Origin of the sequence: Nesterenkonia natronophila (assembly GCF_003595215.1) — a bacterium.
GTDB lineage: Bacteria > Actinomycetota > Actinomycetes > Actinomycetales > Micrococcaceae > Nesterenkonia > Nesterenkonia natronophila.
In genome coordinates this window covers 292,573-307,372 of the sequence record NZ_QYZP01000001.1, presented here as the reverse complement: position 1 = coordinate 307,372, position 14,800 = coordinate 292,573, and the positions used below count along the sequence as shown (strand labels likewise).

13 protein-coding genes are annotated in these 14,800 nt (G+C 60.3%); 7 read left to right on the top strand and 6 right to left on the bottom strand.

Annotated elements, in window-relative coordinates; genetic code table 11:
• Positions 1-53 precede the first annotated feature (53 nt).
• A complete protein-coding gene (locus D3250_RS01470; RefSeq protein WP_225973078.1) occupies positions 54-1,040 on the bottom strand; it encodes a polysaccharide deacetylase family protein in 987 nt (328 codons plus the stop codon).
• A 639-nt stretch (positions 1,041-1,679) separates the two neighbouring features.
• Here D3250_RS01470 and D3250_RS01465 point away from each other — a divergent pair.
• Positions 1,680-2,189, top strand: a complete 510-nt coding sequence (locus D3250_RS01465) for a DUF805 domain-containing protein (protein ID WP_119901585.1) — start codon at positions 1,680-1,682, stop codon at positions 2,187-2,189.
• Positions 2,190-2,243: 54 nt separating this feature from the next.
• On the opposite strand, the gene D3250_RS01460 is transcribed toward D3250_RS01465, so the two are convergent.
• Together D3250_RS01460 and D3250_RS01455 are read right to left on the bottom strand one after the other, a co-directional pair.
• Entirely contained in the window at positions 2,244-2,939 is a 696-nt protein-coding gene (locus D3250_RS01460) for a response regulator (protein WP_119901584.1), read from the bottom strand.
• Positions 2,936-4,627, bottom strand: coding sequence for a sensor histidine kinase (locus D3250_RS01455; protein ID WP_119901583.1), 1,692 nt, complete (start codon positions 4,625-4,627; stop codon positions 2,936-2,938). The genes D3250_RS01460 and D3250_RS01455 overlap by 4 nt, the downstream gene beginning before the upstream one ends.
• 254 nt (positions 4,628-4,881) lie before the next feature.
• Here D3250_RS01455 and D3250_RS11840 point away from each other — a divergent pair, with 254 nt between their 5' ends.
• The 3 genes from D3250_RS11840 to nudC all read left to right on the top strand — a co-directional run bounded on the left by D3250_RS11840 (position 4,882) and on the right by nudC (position 7,812).
• A complete protein-coding gene (locus tag D3250_RS11840) occupies positions 4,882-5,037 on the top strand; it encodes a DUF6131 family protein (RefSeq protein ID WP_192892541.1) in 156 nt (51 codons plus the stop codon).
• Between the two features lie 523 nt (positions 5,038-5,560).
• A complete protein-coding gene (locus D3250_RS01450; RefSeq protein ID WP_119902230.1) occupies positions 5,561-6,673 on the top strand; it encodes a baeRF11 domain-containing protein in 1,113 nt (370 codons plus the stop codon).
• A gap of 125 nt (positions 6,674-6,798) precedes the next feature.
• Positions 6,799-7,812: an NAD(+) diphosphatase gene (nudC, locus tag D3250_RS01445; protein ID WP_158583033.1), complete on the top strand. Its 1,014-nt coding sequence runs from the start codon at positions 6,799-6,801 to the stop codon at positions 7,810-7,812.
• Positions 7,813-7,863: 51 nt separating this feature from the next.
• On the opposite strand, the gene D3250_RS01440 is transcribed toward nudC, so the two are convergent.
• The 3 genes from D3250_RS01440 to D3250_RS01430 all read right to left on the bottom strand — a co-directional run bounded on the left by D3250_RS01440 (position 7,864) and on the right by D3250_RS01430 (position 11,110).
• Complete coding sequence (locus D3250_RS01440) at positions 7,864-9,570, bottom strand: ABC1 kinase family protein (RefSeq protein WP_225973077.1); 1,707 nt, start codon at positions 9,568-9,570, stop codon at positions 7,864-7,866.
• Positions 9,571-9,622: 52 nt separating this feature from the next.
• Complete coding sequence (locus D3250_RS01435; protein ID WP_119901580.1) at positions 9,623-10,198, bottom strand: helix-turn-helix transcriptional regulator; 576 nt, start codon at positions 10,196-10,198, stop codon at positions 9,623-9,625.
• 195 nt (positions 10,199-10,393) lie between these two features.
• Positions 10,394-11,110 carry a FadR/GntR family transcriptional regulator gene (locus tag D3250_RS01430; RefSeq protein WP_119901579.1) on the bottom strand — a complete coding sequence of 239 codons (717 nt, stop codon included), beginning with the start codon at positions 11,108-11,110 and terminating at the stop codon, positions 10,394-10,396.
• 237 nt (positions 11,111-11,347) lie between these two features.
• Here D3250_RS01430 and D3250_RS01425 point away from each other — a divergent pair, with 237 nt between their 5' ends.
• From D3250_RS01425 to D3250_RS01415, 3 genes are read left to right on the top strand one after another with little or no spacing between them, the layout of a single operon-like run.
• Positions 11,348-12,694, top strand: a complete 1,347-nt coding sequence (locus tag D3250_RS01425) for a glutamine synthetase family protein (protein ID WP_119902229.1) — start codon at positions 11,348-11,350, stop codon at positions 12,692-12,694.
• Positions 12,675-13,439 (top strand): gamma-glutamyl-gamma-aminobutyrate hydrolase family protein, encoded by a 765-nt coding sequence (locus D3250_RS01420; protein WP_225973076.1) that lies wholly within the window; start codon positions 12,675-12,677, stop codon positions 13,437-13,439. The genes D3250_RS01425 and D3250_RS01420 overlap by 20 nt, the downstream gene beginning before the upstream one ends.
• The gene (locus D3250_RS01415; RefSeq protein WP_119901577.1) at positions 13,436-14,794 is read left to right on the top strand and encodes an aldehyde dehydrogenase family protein; all 1,359 of its coding nucleotides are present in this window, start codon (positions 13,436-13,438) and stop codon (positions 14,792-14,794) included. The genes D3250_RS01420 and D3250_RS01415 overlap by 4 nt, the downstream gene beginning before the upstream one ends.
• Positions 14,795-14,800 lie beyond the last annotated feature (6 nt).

Genomic DNA, 14,800 nt, shown 5'->3' with positions numbered 1-14,800 from the left:
TGGTCAGGGGCGGATGTGTCCAGGGGCGCCGATGTGGCACACACAGATCTTCGTCAGTGCGCCTCTTCTAAGGTAATGAATCGGACGTCATCGGCAAGCAGTTGAGGTAGGGCTTGTGCGAGGCCAGGTCCGGTGCCGGAGGCGGGGTCATTGACGTGGCCCAGTGCAATATCCGCTGAAGAGAGGCTCGCAACCTGGGCTCCCACGGTCTGGGCGGGGAGAGTGGCCCCTTTGTCCAGGTTGATGGTGAAGTTCACGGGTGTGATTCCAAGGTCGTGGCAGATTTGGGCAGAGGCCTCATCTAGGTGGGCTGTCCCAGAGCGAAAGTATCGGCACGTGACACCGTACTCTGCGGAGAGAAACTCTTGGTTGCCCATGATCTCGTCATAGACGCCTGCCACCGAGGTTGTGCCTTGCAGCCCATATGCGGAGCGGCCGTTCACCGATAGTGGCAGATGGTCGGTGCCATGGTTTTGAATCTCGAAAAGTGGCTCGGCAACAAGGCCCTCCATGGTGGTGGGGTTGGCTTGTGCCCACCGTTGATTGATGAACAGCGTCACCGGGACCGCCAAATCACGCAAAGTCTCCAGCAGGGCCTCATCGACAGCAGATCCCTGGGGGCCACCGCAGGCATCCAGGGTCAGAGCCACCGCCTCACTGCCCTGTGGCAGAGAGAGCTTGACCCCGGAGACCTCCAAACCGAACGCGCCAGGAGAAACACCCTCATACTCCTCAACTATCTGGTCTCGCGAAGGAAGCGAGTCACTGCCTGACTCTCCATCGCCATGAACACCAGAAGGCGACGGGTTCCCAGACGGTGATGGGCTGGCCGAGGGCGAAGGGGTCTTAGCAGCAACAGGGCCCGAGGTCTTACCGGTGGTCGGCTCCGAGCAGGCAACGACCACTGAAGCTACAGCACCGACACCAAGCAATCCAAGCGCACTACGACGATCGAACTTCTTGCCGAGGTAGGGCCCAGGGCGTGGGTTGCGGTTTCGCACAGGACGGGGCGAACGTGAAGAACCAGCTGCGTCGGTCAAAGGTGCTCTCTCTGTGGAATGTGCTCCTCATTGGGGAACGACTGGAGGGCGCTAATCAAGACAATCGTCCCACCATACCTGGAAGGCAGCCGAAGTGAGTGAGCCGCAGACGCCATCAACCACTAACTCGCCGAAGCCCTGCCTCTCTGGGGGTCCTTCCTGGGTGACCATCAAGTTCGCGGTTTCAGTTCGCCGGGGATGCTCAAGGAAATCCCATGACCGAGGGACTCAGACTGATCCCGAGGTCGGGGTTTGTACGGCTCGCCCAGGTCATGGGACCTATGGCCCTAGTGAGTTTGCGCCCCAAGACGGAGAGTTGAATGTGGGTTCACAACACCCTCCGGCCACCCCGAGCCTTAGGCCGGTTCAACGTCACAAGAAACTAGGACTTGGCATGACAGAAACACTGGTGCGATTCGACAGCTTCTTGGGGATGGAAGTTCCCCGATGTGATGTACCCGAGGAGGATATTCTCCGGGTACTCCGCACAAGAATGCAGGCTGTGGAAGCAAACACTACCAACAAGCAATGAGTCGCCAAGCCCTAGCTCCCGCCTGATCGGCACAAAGGTAGCGGACCTCTACCACCGCTTCGCACTTCAAACACGTCCAATAGCTCACAGAGAACCGATGACACTGCATGACATATCACGCCCACGCTGCCCTGCCCCACGCTGCCCTGCCTTACGGTCCTGACAGGACACTGACCCTCTTCCTTGAAGACTTCGCCAAGTTCAAAGGGTTCGCCACTCGTGCAGAGTTCTGGTGGCCGTTCGTTCTTATATTGACGCTTCATTTGGCCATCGCTGCAACGGGTCTTATTGTTATCGGCACGACATTCGCCGATGATCTGGTCAGTCATACAAGCATTCCATTGGGCGCCGACCCCATACTGCTCAATATTGGGATTGAAGGCGCCGGCGCAGTGTTCGCTTTCGGGCTGGTAGGCCTGCACGTGATCATCGGTGTCGTGACAATCATGCCGCTTATCGCCGTGACGTGGCGGCGTCTTCATGACGTCGGTCTCCCCGGGCCCACATTCTTTCTCGTTGCAATCCCTGTCCTTGGCTGGATCGGTTTGCTGCTGCTCCTAGCCAGACCCTCCGCACCTGAGAAACATCGCGCCAAGTGGTCAGACGCCCGGCTGTAGTTGGGAAGGGGACCCGTGATGGTCCGGCAATCAGGGGATCTTATTAAGACGAAGTCACTTAGAAGCGTTGTTGTTCTTGGTCGCACCGTAGACGGCAACCTGGGTGCGGCTGGTCATCCCGAGTTTTGATAGCAGCCCAGAGATGTAATTCTTCACTGTCTTCTCTTTGAGTTTCAGCTGTTCACCGATTTGACGGTTGGTTAGTCCCTCGGTGATGAGCTTCAGGATTTGGGCTTCGCGAAGAGTCAGCTCCACGTTCTGGCTTCCCTCTGATCCGTCCGACCCCTGTGGCCGTGGTTGTGGGCGAAGCTGAGCGTGTGGAGGGGTTGATTGCGCGTTCAGGGTGGAGTGCACCCGACGGGCGAGATCGCGAGAGATCAGGTTCTCTCCACGAGCGACCCGTTGGATCGACTCGATCAGGCGCCGGCCACGGATACTCTTGATGACATACCCAGATGCACCAGCGACCACAGCCGCGATGGTTGCCTCATCGTCGTCGTAAGCAGTGAACATCAAACACGCAATCTCTGGGTGCGATGATCGGATGCGGCGGCACAGCTCGATACCGCTTCCATCTGGCAGCTGTACATCCAATACGGCCACGTCTGGGCGGGTGGCCGCGACGCGAGCGAGGGTTCTCCGAACGGTGTCGGATTCGCCGACGACCCTTAGGCCTGGTTCGGCGTTGATGAGTTGGGCGATGCCGCGGCGCACTATCTCGTGATCATCCACAAGGAAAACTCGGATCATGACATCTTTCCAGGAGTGATCGGCACTTGCCATTGGGCTCGGGTGCCTCCGTTGCTGCGCGGAGACAATGTGAACTCACCGCCGTGGGCTTGAGCCCGTGCGTCTAGATTGCGGGTACCGCTGCGTCTGGCCAATTCGGAGGGCGGCCCCATGCCGTCGTCGTCGACGGTGATGATGACTTGAGTGTCGGATGCGGCGAACTCCACTGACACGGTCTCGGCGTGGGCGTGGCGTGCGACATTGCTCAGTAACTCACGCATCACTGCGACGGCATCATCGGCGAGTTCGCCTTCCAGTATGAGGCCGATAGGACCGGTGAACGTCACGCGCGGAATGCTGGGGAGGGTGGGGGAAATCTCAGTGACGACCTCAAGAACACGGTGCCTGATTTCGTCGGCCGATGCTTCAGTCTGCAAGGCGAAGATCGCGGTGCGAATGTCTGAGATTGCCGAGTCGATCCGCGTCACGTGGGATCCGAGGGCGTCGGTGAGCGCCGGATCCGTTGAAGCCAGGGCTTGGAGTTCTAGACCGGTGGCGAAGAGTTTCTGGATGACGTGGTCGTGGAGATCCCTGGCAATGCGGGCTCGTTCTTCCACCATCTCCATACGCAATCGGTCAGCCCTGGCCCAGGCCAGGGCAACCGCGAGACTGGCTTGAGCGGCGAAATCGCCGAGCTGCTCGAGGTCGTCTTTGGTGAAGGGAGTCTCATCCGCGGCCCGATTGGCGCACAGTGCGGCTACCCGTTCCCCGGAGATCGTGAGCGGCACTGCAATCATCGAGGAGTTTGGAAGATCATCGGTGAAAGGGGCGGGTTCATCACCTCGCACGGGGGTGATTCCAGGTTCACCCTCCATAGCACGTGATAGAACACAGTTCATCCACGGGACTGAGGAACCCTGGATTTGAGCAGCTCTATCCCCGCGGGCAGTATCGACATAGAGTTCCTTGCCCACAGACTCAGAGACCGCCACCAAGACCAATTGTGCGTCTAGAAGAGAAACCAAACTCTCCGCCAGAACGCCAAATACTTCACCGTCTTCGACAGCGAGCAACTTGGCGGTGGCTTCGCTCAGCGTGGCATGGAGCCTCTGGGCCCGGCGGGTCCTCTCGAAAAGGCAGGCATTGGTGATCGCTGTCGCCGCGGTCCCGGCAAGGGCTTCGATCAGAACCTCGTCTTCGGTGGTGAAGGCTTCCGTGGAGGGATTGGTGAGGTAGAGGGCGCCGTAAGTGCTTCCCTGAATCGTAATGGGCACCCCGAGGAACGCCTCCATTGCGGGGTGGTCCAGCGGTGCGCCAACGGAGCGGGGATCATCACTGAGGTTCTGCAGCCGGAGGGTCTCCCCACTGAGGACTGCGCCGAGAAGCCCCTCTCCTTTCGGAGGGTCTCCTATGCGCCCGACGAGCTCCGGTGACATTCCTACGTGGATGAAACGCCCTATCTCGCCATCATCATCGAGGACCCCGAGCGCTGCAAAGTGTGCCTCGACTAGTGCGCGAGAGGCTGTGAGCAGTTGCCGGAGGACATGATCTAGGTCCAGGTCCTCTGTCACGAGGTGGCTCGCCTGGATCAATTGCACTAACGCCTGTTTGTCCACGGTTGCATCGGCGCGCACTTCCGCGACAACTTCCTCCGAATCGGTGCCGCGACCCTCTGGATGACCAAGTGAACCTTCGGCTCGATCCGACATGGCCGCCCCTGCGGGTAGAAGTTATGCCAGCATTACAGTATTAGTCCTACTATGGACCGATGTGTGCTGTAAAGGTTTCGGAATTGGCAGTTTCGCCTGATGTCTCCTTGTGAGACCCGCATCACATGCTGAATACCCGCGCCAAGCCAGCTCGACACCGCCAAATGTTCCCACGGAGCCCAAGGACTATCGGGACCGGGTAGCCTCAATGGGTGCGGGGTGAATTCCGAGCCCCCACAGAAAGGAACTACCGCGTGATTACTCTAGGCATCATTCTGCTCATTCTGGGAGCCATCATCGACATCCCGATCCTCTGGAGCATTGGGATCATATTGGTTGTGGTTGGTGCAATTCTCTGGATATTGGGCTCTCTCGGCCGCGCTGTCGGAGGGAGGCGCCACTACTGGTAACCTCTCGGCAGGATTACTGAGCAGGCCTGGGATTCGTTACTCACTCTCCTTCGTGAGACTCGTAACGAATCCCAGGCCTCCTCATTCTGTTCTGAGCCTGACCCGGGGGGAAGAACCGTTCTCCCTCCGGAGTCTTGGAGCGCCTCCCCACGGGCCTTCTCCGGGGATCAGCCCAGCTCAAGCGGAACTGGTTCCGTTCCGCAAGGCGGTTGATATGATCAAGAATGATGGAGGGGATCACTCGAACCCCGGTCACCTTGCAGGAGGGCTGAGATGAACAAAGCCGTTTATGCTACTCCTAGCCGCATTCCGTCCAACTCAGCCGAGCGGCATAGTCTCCTTGTTGGCTTTGGGTGTCCCACGACTAACACCACGACAAACACGCTGCACAGCGCTCAGTTCTCCGAGACCTCGTTCGACTCGACTCCTCAGCGGAGTTCTGGCGAGGGAGAGGGTCCGTTCATGTTTATTCGGCGTGAGAAATCCACAGTTCTAGAGAAGTAGTGGGGGAAACCTAATGGCGATGCACACCGACGTTCCCAGTGTGGAGGAAATCAAGCAGCTAGCTTTGCACCGTGAGAGCCCCTCTCTTTCGATCTATGTGCCCACTTCGCCTATCTCAACTGAGACCGAGATTTCTCGGCTGGAGTTCAAGAGCGCCGTTTGGGAGGCCTTGTCGAAGGCGGAGCAGGACGGGCTCAGTCGTGAAGCCAGCCAATCCATCAGGGACTCCGCTCAAGGCCTAGTCAGTGACCAGCGGTTTTGGAGCTACTTATCCAATAGTCTCGCTGTCTTCATCACCCCCGGGCAGATTCGGACGTACCGTCTCCCGAACAAACTTGGCAGCCATCTCGAGGTCTCAGACAGGTTCCACCTCAAGCCGTTAGTGCGTGCAGTGACTTTTCCTCACGCGGGATTTGTCTTAGGCCTGTCACCCAACGCAGTGCGCCTCGTGGAAATCTTCCCAGACTCTTCACCTGCAGACACCCGCATCCCGGGCTTGCCTCGAACCATCGATGAGGCTGTCCCTGGCGTCAGCGAGGAACGCTCGCAACTCAACCGGGGAACAGCAAGTGAGCGTCACAAGGTCCGGCTTCAACAGTTTTCCCGGGTGGTGGACCGTGCACTTCGTCCGCTGGCTTCAAGCGGGGACACCCCGGTGATCCTCGCCGCAGCCGAACCCCTAGCCAGCATTTTCCGCTCCGTCAGTTCCCTGCCAAACTTGGCCCAAGGGGTCATCCACGGTAACCATGAAGCACATTCGGATGCCGAACTTGCTGAGGCAGCTCGAGAAATTCTCGATCAGGGATACAGGGAAGACCTCGGTAAGATTCGCCGACACATCACCGACGACTATCCTCGCGACCATGTGGCCCTAGACCTGCAACAGGTCGCCCGAGCGGCAACATTCGGGGCCATCGACGTCTTGTTGGCTGATATCGATGCCCATGAGCCCGGGACTCTGGAAGAGTCCACCGGGACCATTACATTCGGCGCAGAAGGCACTAACACCTACGGTGTCGGTGACGAGATCGTACGCCGCGCCATGGCCACTGGTGCTCGGGTTCTCGCCGTCCGCGCAGAAGATATGCCAACAACCACGCAGGTCGCAGCCTTGCTTCGCTATCCCGTCTAAGCAACCTGGATAGGCGAAGAAACAACAAAGGGGACTATGCATTCGGCCACTGGACTTCCCTCTCGTGGAGCCCCGTCCCGCTTTGCAGCATTGGTTCGTTCAGCTGGGCACGATACCGTGTGGCGGTGTCGCCTGATTCTCGATCCCGAGTCCGCCCACTGTCCGCTCCTCGACTCCATCGACACGACCAGGAGCGCCAAGACAGCGACTGGCTGACTCGCATATGGCAGCAGCCAAACACGCGCGTGCTCTGCATTAGTCGCGGCAAAGCTCCTATTGGCGAGACGAGCAACCCTACAACGAATACTCATCCCACCACTGCACCGCGCCTGCTACTGACAGCACCCCAAGGGGACCTGCCGGACACGGCGGTCTATCTTGGCGAAGTCGGCGCTGAGGACTTGGAACGTCACCCCAAAGGCACTGGGCCCGGTCACGTCGTGGCAGTGCCACGGAGCAGCTCCCCAGCAGATAATGAGTGCGTTCTTCCCCCACGGACGGCCATCTGGGAGAGCCTGCGCAGCATAGGCAGCCTGCTGCCAGCCGTAGAAGCTGAGTTGCTCACTCACGCCACGGCCCTCATCGCCTGGCACACCTCCTCGGCGTTCTGTTCAGCTTGCGGTGGTGTTACTGAAGCACGCAGCTCCGGGTGGGCGCGAGCATGCATACGTTGTGAGACCGTGCACTTCCCCCGCACCGACCCGGCCGTGATCACCGCAGTGATTGGTGCGGATGACTGCCTGCTGCTGGGTTCGGCAATGCGGTGGGACTGGCGCCGCTACTCCACATTCGCCGGCTTCGTGGAAGCTGGGGAGTCATTGGAGAACGCCATAGTCCGTGAGGTGAAGGAGGAAGCCGGCGTCGTCGTCGACCGCGTGGAGTACATCAGCTCTCAAGCGTGGCCATTTCCACGCTCCCTCATGCTGGGCTTCCTGGCACACACCGGTGATGTCTGCGCCACCGCCGACCAGGAAGAGATCCGCGACGTCCGCTGGTTCACGCGCGAAAGACTCCGCCACGAGATCCTAAGTGGTGCTATCGCACTGCCGCCGCGATCTTCCATATCGCATGCCTTGATTGCGCACTGGTACGGTGGCGTGCTGCCGGAGCGAGACTCAGATACCGCCCTCCCCTCTTGAGTGGGCCGTTCTGAGAGGATCGTTCAGGAAGCTCTTCTGCAAGGACCCTCGCTAGGTTCTGACTCTCCGCGACGGGAGGATCGAGTGCAGCAGCGGGACCAGGGAAACGGCAATCAGGGTGTAGCCGACAACATTATGGTCGGGGACCAGCAGTGTGCCCGTGATCAGCAGGCCAGTGAACAGAACCGCCGAAATGAGCCGCCGACCGATGCGTTCTAGGCCTCCAATCCGCCGATCAAGGTCTGGGGTGCGCACTGAGATGCGACCGGCTTCGATTCCGTCGGCCACTTCCGTGAGCCGACCAGGAAGCCGAAGCGCGGTAGTGACGAGGGCAGCTGCTCGCTGGGCAGCGTCCTGAACCGCGGGCCCGGTTTGATCGCGGATGAGTTTCTGCGCGTAGGGTTCGATAGCGTCCCAAATGTTGAATCGAGGATCCAGGGTGCTGCAGACGCCAGACGTAAGAGAAACCGTTCTTAGGATCAGCAGAAAGTTCTCTGGCAGCTGGAATGGCAGGGATCGCACCAGTTCGCCGAATTCGTCAGCGAAGTCTCGAAATTCGCGGGGGTCGACTTCTTTCAGCTCTGCGAAGCCCATCCCCCCGAATCGGGCAAAGAGCTGTGTCATCGCTCGTTCCAGCTCGGCAGTGTCAGCCGAGGGGAGCAACACCCCCACCTCTTGGATGCCCTCAACCAAGCTCTTGCCATCACGAGACGCTGCGGCGATAAACACCCGTCGAAGTCCGTTGCGCAGAGTATCTGAGATTTCCCCCATCATGCCGAAGTCAATGAAGGTCAAGTGCCAGGGCAGAGACTGGCCGGTCTCTGTGGTGATCTCCTCATGCGGGGAAGATGGCGTGACGAAGAGGTTTCCAGGATGCGGGTCTGCGTGGAAAAACCCGTGGACGAACAGCTGATCGAACATCACGTTCGCGAATTCTGTGGCGACTTCGGATGGATTGATCCCCTCAGCTTTGAGCTTCTCGACATCATTGACCTTGATCGCGGTGACGTCCTGCAGCGTGAGGACCCTTCGAGTTGTGCGTTCCCACATCACCTCCGGGATGAAGACGCGCGGATCGTCGGTGAAGTTCGCGGCGAACCGTTCAGCGTTGGACGCCTCTTGGAGGTAGTCGATTTCCTCCAGGCTGGTCGCGGCGAACTCCTCAACCAGGGCAGGCGCGTCCACCCGGGCCCTCACCAGACGGATCCGCGACAACCAGCGGCTCACCCGCCGGAGCGCGGCCAGGTCAACATCGACTACTTCCTCAATTCCGGGGCGTTGAATCTTTACCACCGCGACGTTGAACCCCGCCAACGCGGCATCCTCGGCCGTGGGTGTGGCACGGTGTGCTTGACCTAGTGAGGCAGCCGCCACTGGGGTCGGATCAACGTGTGGGTACACGTGCTCAAGGCGCACTCCGAGTTCATTTTCCGCGACCTCCTTGATGGCCGGAAACGCCACAGGACTTACCTCGTCCTGCAACCCTTCCAACTCTTTGGTGATCTCTGGAGGCAAGACGTCTAAACGTGAGGAGAGGTACTGGCCGACCTTGATCATCAGCCCACCAAGATCAACGGCGAGGGCATGAAAGCGCTGCGCGAACCGACGCATTCGTTGTGACCGTCCCTGAGCCGCGACCCAGGACAATCCTATGCGTGGCAAGAGAAGTTCAAACCACCACACCTGGATCAGGTGAAGCGCGGCGAATCGCAGAATTCGACGGTACCGGGTACGCAGCGGCTTGGCCGGAGACCTCACTCGACATCCTGGAGGCCGCAACCCCACTGCTCATATGTTGCGGGCACGCCGTTCAGTCCTGAGCAAGAATGGAGTACAGCTTGCGTCTTACTTGGTCTATCTCCTGCTCCGCCTGGTGGATCTGTTCAGGAGAGCCGGAGCGACCGACCTGTGCCGCAGCCTGAGCCAATTCCATCCCAGCCTTAGACAGGGACCGCACAGAATGTCCGCGGTGATCCGAGCCGTGCCACTGTGCTGGCCACTGATCGGCTGCGGCTGCGGCTTCACGTCCTTCTTCGGTCAGCGAATATGTCTTGCGTCCGCCCTCTGCCTCTGCGCGGATGAGACCTTCGTCGGCGAGAAGCTGAAGAGTGGGATATACCGAGCCCGGGCTGGGCTTCCATGATCCTCCGCTGCGCTGGTCGATCTCGTGGATGATCTGGTATCCGTGCATAGACCGTTCGGTCAGGAGGGAAAGAACTGCGGCCCGGACATCACCACGGCTGGCTCGCGGAGTCGTCTTGTTCTTGAAGGCACCACGCAATTGGTCCAGAGCGTCCCAGATGTCTCCCGGGGGGCCTCCCACGGGTGGTCGACAGTCCCCGAAGAGACCCCTGCCGCGTGGCTCTCCCCTAGTTGAATCACTCATGACAACCTCCTCAAGCGCCGGGCCCATACTGAGTCCGATCACACTTAACGATATATCGGCAAGCAAAAGAATGCGAGGGCCTCATCGGCTACACCAAAGTGACCGGAAGACTGACCGCAGCGCAAGAGTCCACCCTAAGACCGTATTCAAAGGTCTTTAGGTGAACCTTTGAAGATGATCCCAGCTCCATTGTTGCTAGTGAAGGAACCCGCGGAGCAGGGCGGCTGTCCCCTCGAGGTGGTCGATCATCAGAGCCCTTGCGCCAGCCGCGTCGCCGCGCAGTATCGCCTCTGTGATCGCCAAGTGTTGCTGGTTGGAGTGCTCGAGGTTGGCCGTCAGCAGCGGAATCTCGTCAAGCAGCGCGCTGACTCGGGCGCGATTCTCAGTGACGGCGGTGATGAGCGAAGGGCAGCTCGTCAGCTCAGCGACGGCAATGTGAAATCTGGCGTCCCGGGTGCGGTAGGTAGCGTGATCCGCTTCCAGAAGATCTGTAAGACAGGTTTGCAGGTGCTGACGGGCAGATGCCGGCAAGTCAGCCTCGGCGGCCAACTCAGCGGCAGCCGGCTCAATCACACCACGGAAGACCAGAACATCCCAACGCTCTTCCGGATCGATGTGTGCCGCCCCGTCGGACGCCACCCCCGCGTTTTGAAGGAGGTATGTTCCGCCATAGCGCCCACGGCGAACCTCCAGATAACCTGCCTTCTGAAGTTCACTCAGGGCCTCGCGCAGGGTGGCTCGCGAGACCCCCAGGTGCCCGGCAAGGTCGCGCTCGGATGGCAGCTTCTGACCCGGGGGAAATAGGCCGACCGTGATCGCTTGAAGCAGGCGCTCAATCGTCTCCTCGAACGCGTTGCCCAAACGCACTGGGCGCAGGACCGCGTAGGGGTGCCCAAAGTTCTCCGTCGTCATCCTGATCCTCCGTCGACTCTCCCAGTGCACCACGGGCTACGTGTCCAGAAACTGGGACGCTGCCATGTTGTCACCTCTTGACGAGCCTATAGTGAGGTGCGACACTTCCATTTAGCGACATGGACTGAAACTAGTCCTTTGGAGTTGTTCTCGTCGATTCCTACCTTAAGAGGTGGACAGCCAATCCAAGGATCAGATCACGTGACCACATCATCCAAACATCCCCGCAACGACCGCATGCTCACTGTCGAACAGTTGCGGAAAAAGATCACCGCAGACGAGATCGATACCGTGGTGCTTGCCTTCACCGATATGCAGGGCCGACTCCAGGGCAAGCTCTGCCACGGTCAGTTCTTCCTCGACTCCATGCTCGATGAGGGCGCGGAAGGCTGCAACTACCTCTTGGCGGTGGACACCGAAATGAACACACCGGGAGGTTACGCCATTAGCAGCTGGGATTCCGGTTACGGAGACATGAGCTTCGCCATGGATCTGAACACCATCCGGCTGATGCCCCACAACCCCGGGCAGGTCATGATCCAATGCGACCTCACCGGCCACGACGGGGAGCTGATTCCGATGTCCCCGCGAGCCATGCTCCGTCGCCAGTTAGACCACGCCCGGGAAATGGGCTACCAGATGCTCACTGGCACCGAGCTGGAGTTCTGCGTCTACAACACCAGCTATGAGTCGGCCTGGGATGCCAACTACCAGAACTTGGAACCAGCCAACAAGTACAACGTGGACTACAACATTCTCGGCTCCCAGCGCGTCGAGCCGCTCATAAGAGAAATCCGTAACTCAATGTATGACGCTGGCATGACAGTGGAGAGCGCGAAGGGTGAATGCAACCTTGGTCAGCACGAGATCGCTTTTCGCTTTGACGAGGGCCTGGTGACCGCAGACAACCATGTGGTCTACAAGCTGGCGTCCAAGCAGATCGCTCACCAGCAGGGTAAGTCCATCACCTTCATGGCGAAACCCAACCAGCGCGAGGGCAGCTCATGTCACATCCACATGTCCTTGCGCGGTCTCAACGGTGAGCTGAGCTTCTGGGATCAGGAGCGCGGGAAGCGCAGCGTCACCTACGACCGGTTCATCGCCGGGGTGCTGAACGGCATGCGGGAACTATCCATTTTTTACGCCCCGACCATCAACTCCTACAAACGATTCACCAAGGGCAGCTTCGCCCCGACTGCCGTGGCATGGGGCATCGACAATCGCTCCTGCGCCGTGCGACTGGTGGGGACGGGGCACTCGGCCCGGATGGAGAACCGTCTCCCCGGTGGCGATGTAAACCCCTACCTAGCCCTATCGGCAATGTTGGCTTCAGGCCTCTACGGCATAGAGCACGAGCTGGAGCTGGAACCCATGATGGAGGGCAACGCCTACGAGTCTGGGGCACAGATCGTACCCGCTACCATGCGGGAGGCCCGTGACCTTCTGGCGAGCTCGCAGCTGGCCCGCGAGCTGTTCGGTTCAGACGTGGTCGAGCACTACCTCCACTACGCCGATGTGGAGCTGGAGGCCTTCGAGGCCGCCGTCACCGACTGGGAGCTGCGCCGTGGTTTCGAGCGCCTCTGAGACGACCGAGTCAACACCCGGCTACCGGCCCCGTATTGCCCTGACCACCTATTATCAGGAGGGATCTTGGGGCGTGTGGAACTCCGTAGCCGCGATCGTGCCCGGGGCCTACGTGGAGGGTGTTGCCGCAGCTGGTGGGACCCCGGTGTTGTTACCGCCGGTCGGTACGGACACCACAGTGCTCGGACTGGTAGATGGGCTGATTGTGGTCGGCGGAGTTGACGTCGATCCGCAGTTCTACGGCGCCGAACGGCACGAGCGGACCGTCTCACAGCCTTCTCGGGATGAGCACGATATCGCGCTCACCAGAGCAGCTTTGGATCTGGGTCTGCCGCTTTTCGCCATCTGTCGGGGAGCCCAGATCCTTAACGTGGCCCTCGGTGGGACCCTGGTCCAGCACCTGCCCGACATCAACCCACACGCACATCAGTACCAGCCCAAGCCCGGCCAGTTTGGGAAAGTTCGGTTCACCACCGAACCGGGCAGCCGCTGCGCACAACTGCTGGGCGAGACTGCAGAATCCCCGTGTTATCACCACCAGGCACTCGACGAGCTGGCGGAGGGGCTCGTCGTGACCGCGCGGGCCGCGGACGGCACGATCGAGGCCGTTGAGACCACCACCGAAAGCTGGACTCTGGGGGTCCAGTTCCACCCCGAGGAGAACCGCAGGGATTCACGCCTCTTCGAAGGGTTCATCGACGTCGCCCGGCAGTTCGCCCACGACCGAAAGGACGCGCTCCCATGACCATCACTCACATCATCAATCCCGCCAGCGAAGAAATCATTGACACCATCGAACTGGCAGACCTGCAACAGACGGACGCCGCCATCACCCGCGCCCAACGGGCGTTTGAGTCCTGGCGCACCGTAGATCCAGCCGACCGGGCACGTCTGCTGCGCCGCTTCGCCGACCTCGTTGACGCCGACTTGGAAAACCTCGCATCCCTGGAAGTGCAGAATGCAGGGCACACCATCAGTAACGCGAGGTGGGAGGCAGGAAATGTCCGCGACGTGCTGACCTTCTACTCAGGAGCCCCGGAACGGCTCTCGGGCCGCCAGATTCCAGCCCCCGGAGGGGTCAACGTCACCTTCCACGAACCCCTGGGAGTCATCGGCTTGATCGTTCCTTGGAACTTCCCGATGCCCATCGCTGCCTGGGGCTTCGCTCCAGCCTTGGCCGCCGGAAATACCGTGGTGCTGAAGCCGGCGGAGATTACGCCGCTGACCGCCATCCGCCTGGGCGAACTAGCACGGGAGGCCGGGCTGCCTGAAGGCGTACTCACCGTGCTTCCCGGCAAGGGCTCGGTGGTAGGGGAGCGTTTCATCACCCACCCGGCCGTGCGGAAGGTAGTCTTCACTGGCTCCACCGCGGTGGGCAAGCGCATAATGGCCGGATGTGCGGACCAGGTCAAGCGCCTGACCCTGGAGCTGGGCGGGAAGAACTCCAACATCGTATTCGCAGACGCCGACCTTGAAGAAGCCGCCGCCGCCACTCCCGGCGGAGCCTTGGACAACGCCGGCCAAGACTGTTGCGCTCGTTCCAGGGTCCTGGTGCAGCGCTCTGTACTTGACCGCTTCTTGGAGCTGCTCGAACCAGCGGTGCGGGACTTCACCTGTGGGGACCCACACCAGGAGGAAACCCAGATGGGCCCGCTGGTCTCTTCCTCCCACCGCGACTCTGTGGCCTCTTACCTCACCGACGACGTCCCCATCGCCTTTCAGGGCTCAGCCCCGGCAGGTCCGGGGTACTGGTTTCCGCCGACGGTGATCACTCCCACCGCGGACTCACGGGCATTTCAGGAGGAGATCTTCGGTCCCGTGATCGCTGTGCTGCCTTTCGAGGACGAAGCCGACGCGGTGCGACTGGCCAACAACACCGACTACGGATTATCTGGGTCCCTTTGGACCCGCGACGTCGGACGCGCCCTTCGCGTCTCGCGCGGGGTCGAGGCGGGCAACTTATCGGTGAACACTCACGCCTCGGTGCGCTACTGGACGCCTTTCGGTGGCTTCAAGCAGTCAGGGTTCGGCCGGGAACTGGGCCCCGATGCGGCCGAGGCGTTCACAGAGACCAAGAACGTCTTCATCTCCAACACCTGAGCCCGA

Excerpts from the sequence above, each read along its gene's own strand:
- D3250_RS01415 (WP_119901577.1), top strand. The coding sequence starts at position 13,436 with ATGACCATCACTCACATCATCAATCCCGCCAGCGAAGAAATCATTGAC.
- D3250_RS01435 (WP_119901580.1), bottom strand. The coding sequence starts at position 10,198 with ATGAGTGATTCAACTAGGGGAGAGCCACGCGGCAGGGGTCTCTTCGGG.
- D3250_RS01465 (WP_119901585.1), top strand. The coding sequence starts at position 1,680 with ATGACATATCACGCCCACGCTGCCCTGCCCCACGCTGCCCTGCCTTAC.
- D3250_RS01460 (WP_119901584.1), bottom strand. The coding sequence starts at position 2,939 with ATGATCCGAGTTTTCCTTGTGGATGATCACGAGATAGTGCGCCGCGGC.
- D3250_RS01430 (WP_119901579.1), bottom strand. The coding sequence starts at position 11,110 with ATGACGACGGAGAACTTTGGGCACCCCTACGCGGTCCTGCGCCCAGTG.
- D3250_RS01450 (WP_119902230.1), top strand. The coding sequence starts at position 5,561 with ATGCACACCGACGTTCCCAGTGTGGAGGAAATCAAGCAGCTAGCTTTG.
- D3250_RS01425 (WP_119902229.1), top strand. The coding sequence starts at position 11,348 with ATGCTCACTGTCGAACAGTTGCGGAAAAAGATCACCGCAGACGAGATC.
- D3250_RS01455 (WP_119901583.1), bottom strand. The coding sequence starts at position 4,627 with ATGTCGGATCGAGCCGAAGGTTCACTTGGTCATCCAGAGGGTCGCGGC.